Below are 5506 nucleotides of genomic sequence, written 5' to 3'. Positions count from 1 at the left end.
CAATTGTACTAGCTCTCGCCTTCTCATTGCTTCACCTTGCTGCTGCTTTTTCAGCCATGAAACAAAAGAACTACAGTCTAGGAAATAAGTGCATCTTGGTCGGCAGTTGCCTCACTTCTCTGGCTCTAGCCATCTTTTACTTCGTCCCAGTTGCGACCATTCTTCTATGGATTGTGGGCTCGAGTATCGTCTGCTATGGAGCCTACTGGAATGGCCAACAGAAAGAAAAACAACATATCTCGCACCACATCGTTCGTATAACGACCGCTATTATCATTACGGTATTATTCATTTTGCTCTAACACAAAAAAGGATCATCTGATCCTTTTTTACTTTTTTAAGAGCTTTTTGCTGCCTTGCTCCACTGATACCACCCAACTAGACTATTGATGAGATAAATTAGGTATTTCCCTTGGATTTGCAGGCTTTCTCCCCACTAGAGATAGATTGAAAAGACATTGGTAGCTGCCCAGAATATCCATTGTTCACGGTAAACAGCTGTCATGAGGATTTGCCCAACCCCATTGGTCGCATCGGTGATGGAATCGCGATAAGGACGATTGGCTCCGATAGACTGATAAATGAACCCAAAGGCCAACCACCAAAGAACACTAATAGAAAGATACTTTGTCCAACCCTTGCCGTCTAGTTTACGTGCGACAAACTCTTGTTGTTCTTTCTTAAACTGGGCTTGATAAATCCAAACCAAGAGACCAATTGGCTGCATAATTGTAAAATAGAGAGTTGTTAAAACCTCACCATAGAAGCCTTTTTGAAGGGCAAGCACCAGATAAATGATGGAATTAATCAAACCAAATAGGTAGTTACTAGCACGACCTTCAGCTTCTCAAAGAGCAGAAAAAAGGTTAGTAAGGCTTGAGAGATGAATCATTTTAAAGGCAAACAATTCCAACAAGACGTCATCATTGTCGCTGTTGGTTATTACCTACGTTACAATCTGAGCTATCGTGAAGTTCAGGAATTGCTTTATGACCGTGGAATAAATGTTTGTCACACTACGATTTATCGGTGGGTTCAAGAATACAGTAAAATCCTCTATCATCTCTGGAAAAAGAAAAATAAACAGTCCTTCTATTCGTGGAAAATGGATGAAACCTATATCAAAATTAAGGGGCGTTGGCATTATCTCTATCGAGCGAATGATGCGGACGGTTTAACATTGGATATCTGGTTACGAAAGAAACGTCAAGCAGACGATAACAGCTATAAGTTAGAAGATACCGCCTATCAAGAAGATAAAGCACGCAAAGCAGAAACCGAAGATAAGCTAGCTATTGAAGCAATGAAAAGCAAGTACACCACGCTATTGCTAGAAAATATGTTGCTAAGTCCGTTTGAAATGCAAGATACAAAAATCATGGCAGGATTGCAAGTCCATGTTTACCCCCTCTATGACGAACTGAAAGAATTAAGAGGGCTAAATAGTGTCAAAGACCACTTGTCTTATGTTGCCAGCAGACGTGAAGAATATTCTAAGCATAATATCGCACGCTACCCCAAAAAAGCCGTTGAACAATATCTACCAACGGTTAAAAGGCAGGACTTAAACCATGAGTGAAGACTTAAAAACGATCAAAGAGCTGGCGGATGAGTTGAGTGTTACAAAACAAAATATTCAATATCACTACCAAAGGTTACCAAAAGAATTACAGCTTAAAAGTTCCAATGGGTCTAATCTAATAAATTCTAAAGCAGAAAAAATAATTTTAGGTAAAGTAGAAAGTAGTAGCAAATCAAATACCAAAGACCAACAAATAGAAAAACTAACTAATTTGTTAGACCAGTAACAACGATTAGCCTTGCAAGATAAAAAGTTACTAGAAGAATACAAGGCGGAAAATGATAACTTAAAAGCCCTCAAAATGCCCTCACAGGAAACAGAATTCAAACACTTAGACAATCAATATAAAGATGAAGTGAACGCTCTTAAAGAGAAGTTGGAAAATTTACAGGAACAAATCAAAGATCAAAAAAGGATAGAAGAACAAGAAAAACCAATAAAATGGTGGGGACTATGGCGAAAATAGATGATTCAGTTAAAAAGAAAGTTCCAGAATTGCGATTTAAAGGGTTCACGGATGAATGGGAACAGCGTAAGTTGGGAGACGAAGTTCGAATAGTGATGGGACAGTCTCCTAATTCAGAAAATTATACTGATGATCCTAATGGGCGCTAAAAATGCGAAGACCTATGAAGACCTATTTTGTATTAGTCAAACAAAAAATCCAAAAGAAATGGTATATGATTATGACCATGAAACAAAGTAAAATCAAACCGAGTGATCTGAGGAAGCACCCGATGATCATGAAACGTTATTAAACACAAAAGTCACCCATGTGAGTTCTTGCCAGAAGCTGAAGTTAATCCTTCAACCTGGAAAACCCGCAGAGGTGACTTTTTCTATACATCTCGATTTTTCTGGCAATAATCATTAACCGATAAATATGTCTGTGAATCACCCAGCGACTCCGCTATGTCCATAATCCGCGGTGGTAGTAATCCCACTCGCTGGACAAGTTCGTGATTGCTGAACAATTCCCGTGGACTGCCGGCGAAGCCAAACTTCCCGTGTTCCATAACATACACCGACTCAAACTCGGCGGCAACCCAATCCATGTCATGGGTGATGGTCACAACTTGGTGGCCCGAATCAGCCAACTGATGGAAAATTGCGGTCAACTTGCGCCGGCTTTCCCAATCAAGCGACATCATCGGCTCATCAAATAAATAAATCGCCGGATCCACTGCCAAAACTGTGGCAACGCTCAACAGCTTGCGTTCCGACAATGACAGGTCATACGGACTTTCATCTGTTTTATCATCCAAGCCAACTCTTTTTAGAGCCTCTAAAGCCCGCCTCGTAATCGTGTCGTGGTCATCCATGACCTGCGCGACATTCCACTCCACCTCTCGTTGAACGGTCGGGTTGAAAAGCTGATCGTCAGGATTCTGAAAAGTAATCCCAACCTTCAGTAACTTTTCGACCGGTTTAAGATCATTAAAATTTTCTCCATCGATCTTAATCACACCGGTTTGTGGTGTCAGCAAACCCGTCAACAATTTGAAGAGCGTTGATTTGCCGGCACCATTTTGGCCGACAATCGCCACCATCGGATCGGCGAAGTGTTTGTCTTCAACATCCAAGCTAAAGGACCGTTCCGGATAAGTGAACGTCAGGTGGCTCAGTTCAATTGTGGACATAACGAACCTCCTTCAGATCAGCGTAATTCACTGGATACCGGCCATCAGCCAAGTGCCAATCCATTTTTTGAGCAAGTTGCTGGATTGTCGGGGCTGGAATCTGCCAGTCAGCTGCCAAATGATTAAACACCTCACCCGGCCTGCCCTGGGCTACCATTTGACCCTCGTGCAGCACCCACACAACGTCGGCGACTTCGCACAAATCGTCAATTTCACTGGTGACAATGAAGACAGTCGTCTCTTTGACTTGGGCCAGCCATTGGAAAAATTGCCGGCGGCCAAGGGGATCCATCTCACTGGTCGGATCATCCATAATCAAAACAGCCGGATTAGCCACAATCGCCGTGGCAATTGCCAACCGCTGGATCTGACCACCGGAAAGGCTCTCGGGACGCAAATTCAGCTGTTCAATCAGCCCCATTTGCGTGGCAACTTCTTCAACCCGTTTTTGAATCAGTCCTTCAGCCATTCCCTGATTAATCAAGTCAAAGGCGATTTCATCGGCAACCGTGTCTGCCAACCCGCTTAGTTGGCCAGCTGGATTTTGCAGTACAACTCCATTCATGGCATTATAAACGGGCCAATTGTCAGACACTCGCTGGCCAAACATGTGCCAATCGCCCTCAATCTCAGCAGACACAATTTTGGGAATGACCCCTGCCAGCACACGGCACAAAGTCGATTTGCCGGAGTGGCTATTCCCGATAATCCCAACCACCTGGCCGGTATGAACCTCCGCGTTAATCTGACGCAGTTGTGGTTGCTCAGTACCCGGATAACGGGTGGTCAAATTTTCAATTACAATCCGTTTATCTTCGTCCATATCTTCCACCCAATCAATAAAATTGCCAATCCAGTCAGACCAATGTGCAGCGTCCGCGACAGGCGATACACGCGCTGGGAGGTTCTGACAGTCCGGTTGAGATTATCAAAACCTCTCAGTTGGAGAGAAATCGACCGCGTCATCGATTGATCCAAGGTCTTAATCACCAATGGAATTAGAACCGGCAGGACTGACTTTAATTTCTGAATCAACGTTTTTTGCGGATTGGTTCCGCGAACTTTTTGTGCCTGCTGGATTTTCCGCATATTGCGCATCATTTCCGGCAAAATATAACACACCGACATCAGAACGTAGACGGTTTTATAAGACAATCCGGACAGTTCCAAATAGGCCGCGTTTTCTGAAATACTCGTGGTCACCATAAAAAAGCCACTGGTCAAAATAATCACCAATACTCGACAACCCAGAGTGGTGGCGTAAATCAGGCCCTCTTTGTAGAACGACACCCCAAGCACAGAAAACAGCACAGTTTGATTCCGACTGTAAAATAACCCTTGGATGATCAGCATGGTGCAAATCAGAAACAGGCTGAATCCCAGCGCCTTAAAGGTGGTAGAACTCAATTTGGAAAATAACAATAGCAGTGTTGCGACAAGAATTAATCCGGCCTGAAGCAATAAATTCATACTGGCAAAGCTCAACAACGTCATGTCCAAGATGAACAAGAGCTTAGTAATCGGATCGATCACCTGGTACCATTTGAGCTTGACCCGTGGCGCTCCAGAAATCAATGTTTTATCAGTCATCATTTATCATCGCTAAAGAAGTGCACCATCCGCTTCGGCAGCTGACGATAGATGAAGAATGCCAGGTAGGCCACGCAGACTTTATCCAAAATATCCAAGACAAACTCATCGATAAATGAGGCCAGCCACACTGGTGCATGATTGGCGACCATTACCGCAAACAATGAGTCACCCCAAGCGATACCGGTCTGACCACCCCAAAAGATGACGTTGAGTGGCGTTGAAATGACAGCTGAAACGATGGCAATAATAATAGCAGAAACAAATACTCGTCGCGCTGACGAGAACCACCCATTGGCGTGCAAAACTCCGACAGCAATCCCAATTCCGATGCTGGTAATCGCATACACGGTTGAAATTGGCGATAAGGTCAGCCCATAGATCACGTTGTTGATGAAACCACTAATGGCACCGGCAACCGGCCCAGCCAACATGCTGGTAAGAAAGGTTCCCAAAGACCCCAGCCAAACGGGCAACTTTAACCCCTCCGCCAAGGCTTTGGCAACATAGTTAATCCCCACGGCAGCGGGAATCAAAGTCATGGTGGCAGCACTTAACTTAAATTTCCACATACTGGTACGATGAATCGGTTCTGTTTTCATAATCTTCTCCTTTTGTTTTTAAAGAGCCGTGTCTGGATAGACTTTCGGACGCAACGCTCTATTATATATCTACTGAACTGTCTATACACAAG

The 5506-nt window shown here is 43.8% G+C and carries 9 protein-coding genes and 1 pseudogene; 5 read left to right on the top strand and 5 right to left on the bottom strand.

Features of this window, described 5'->3' with window-relative positions; all coding sequences use genetic code 11:
• Positions 1–2 precede the first annotated feature (2 nt).
• A complete protein-coding gene (locus GMD4S_RS13660; RefSeq protein ID WP_008291430.1) occupies positions 3–302 on the top strand; it encodes a hypothetical protein in 300 nt (99 codons plus the stop codon).
• Positions 303–337: 35 nt separating this feature from the next.
• Here the strand turns inward: GMD4S_RS13660 and pnuC are convergent.
• Positions 338–844 (bottom strand): annotated as a pseudogene (gene pnuC, locus GMD4S_RS11355) (nicotinamide riboside transporter PnuC); the annotation flags it as partial.
• Between the two features lie 39 nt (positions 845–883).
• On the opposite strand from pnuC, the gene GMD4S_RS13895 reads away from it, so the two are divergent.
• The 4 genes from GMD4S_RS13895 to GMD4S_RS13645 are packed head-to-tail and all read left to right on the top strand — an operon-like array spanning position 884 to position 2197.
• A complete protein-coding gene (locus GMD4S_RS13895) occupies positions 884–1579 on the top strand; it encodes an IS6 family transposase (protein WP_001015324.1) in 696 nt (231 codons plus the stop codon).
• Positions 1572–1808: a hypothetical protein gene (locus tag GMD4S_RS11345; RefSeq protein ID WP_001287839.1), complete on the top strand. Its 237-nt coding sequence runs from the start codon at positions 1572–1574 to the stop codon at positions 1806–1808. The genes GMD4S_RS13895 and GMD4S_RS11345 overlap by 8 nt, the downstream gene beginning before the upstream one ends.
• A 12-nt stretch (positions 1809–1820) precedes the next feature.
• Positions 1821–2048 carry a hypothetical protein gene (locus GMD4S_RS11340; protein ID WP_001152920.1) on the top strand — a complete coding sequence of 76 codons (228 nt, stop codon included), beginning with the start codon at positions 1821–1823 and terminating at the stop codon, positions 2046–2048.
• Complete coding sequence (locus GMD4S_RS13645; RefSeq protein ID WP_001062367.1) at positions 2036–2197, top strand: hypothetical protein; 162 nt, start codon at positions 2036–2038, stop codon at positions 2195–2197. The genes GMD4S_RS11340 and GMD4S_RS13645 overlap by 13 nt, the downstream gene beginning before the upstream one ends.
• Positions 2198–2421: 224 nt before the next feature.
• On the opposite strand, the gene GMD4S_RS11330 is transcribed toward GMD4S_RS13645, so the two are convergent.
• Genes GMD4S_RS11330 through GMD4S_RS11315 form a run of 4 tightly spaced genes read right to left on the bottom strand, consistent with a single transcriptional unit; the run spans position 2422 to position 5414 of the window.
• The gene (locus tag GMD4S_RS11330) at positions 2422–3222 is read right to left on the bottom strand and encodes an energy-coupling factor ABC transporter ATP-binding protein (RefSeq protein ID WP_000103852.1); all 801 of its coding nucleotides are present in this window, start codon (positions 3220–3222) and stop codon (positions 2422–2424) included.
• Positions 3209–4045: an ABC transporter ATP-binding protein gene (locus GMD4S_RS11325; protein WP_000343048.1), complete on the bottom strand. Its 837-nt coding sequence runs from the start codon at positions 4043–4045 to the stop codon at positions 3209–3211. The genes GMD4S_RS11330 and GMD4S_RS11325 overlap by 14 nt, the downstream gene beginning before the upstream one ends.
• Positions 4021–4812 carry an energy-coupling factor transporter transmembrane component T gene (locus GMD4S_RS11320; RefSeq protein WP_000130448.1) on the bottom strand — a complete coding sequence of 264 codons (792 nt, stop codon included), beginning with the start codon at positions 4810–4812 and terminating at the stop codon, positions 4021–4023. The genes GMD4S_RS11325 and GMD4S_RS11320 overlap by 25 nt, the downstream gene beginning before the upstream one ends.
• Positions 4812–5414 carry a hypothetical protein gene (locus GMD4S_RS11315; protein WP_000846126.1) on the bottom strand — a complete coding sequence of 201 codons (603 nt, stop codon included), beginning with the start codon at positions 5412–5414 and terminating at the stop codon, positions 4812–4814. The genes GMD4S_RS11320 and GMD4S_RS11315 overlap by 1 nt, the downstream gene beginning before the upstream one ends.
• Between the last annotated feature and the right edge of the window lie 92 nt (positions 5415–5506).

Source organism: Streptococcus sp. GMD4S (assembly GCF_000296955.1).
Note: the sequence above shows the minus strand (reverse complement) of the source record. Positions and strands in the feature narration are given on the sequence as shown.

Coding starts and splice junctions, on each gene's coding strand:
- GMD4S_RS11315 (WP_000846126.1), bottom strand. CDS start 5,414: ATGAAAACAGAACCGATTCATCGTACCAGTATGTGGAAATTTAAGTTA.
- GMD4S_RS13645 (WP_001062367.1), top strand. CDS start 2,036: ATGGCGAAAATAGATGATTCAGTTAAAAAGAAAGTTCCAGAATTGCGA.
- GMD4S_RS11325 (WP_000343048.1), bottom strand. CDS start 4,045: ATGGACGAAGATAAACGGATTGTAATTGAAAATTTGACCACCCGTTAT.
- GMD4S_RS11345 (WP_001287839.1), top strand. CDS start 1,572: ATGAGTGAAGACTTAAAAACGATCAAAGAGCTGGCGGATGAGTTGAGT.
- GMD4S_RS11320 (WP_000130448.1), bottom strand. CDS start 4,812: ATGACTGATAAAACATTGATTTCTGGAGCGCCACGGGTCAAGCTCAAA.
- GMD4S_RS13895 (WP_001015324.1), top strand. CDS start 884: ATGAATCATTTTAAAGGCAAACAATTCCAACAAGACGTCATCATTGTC.
- GMD4S_RS11330 (WP_000103852.1), bottom strand. CDS start 3,222: ATGTCCACAATTGAACTGAGCCACCTGACGTTCACTTATCCGGAACGG.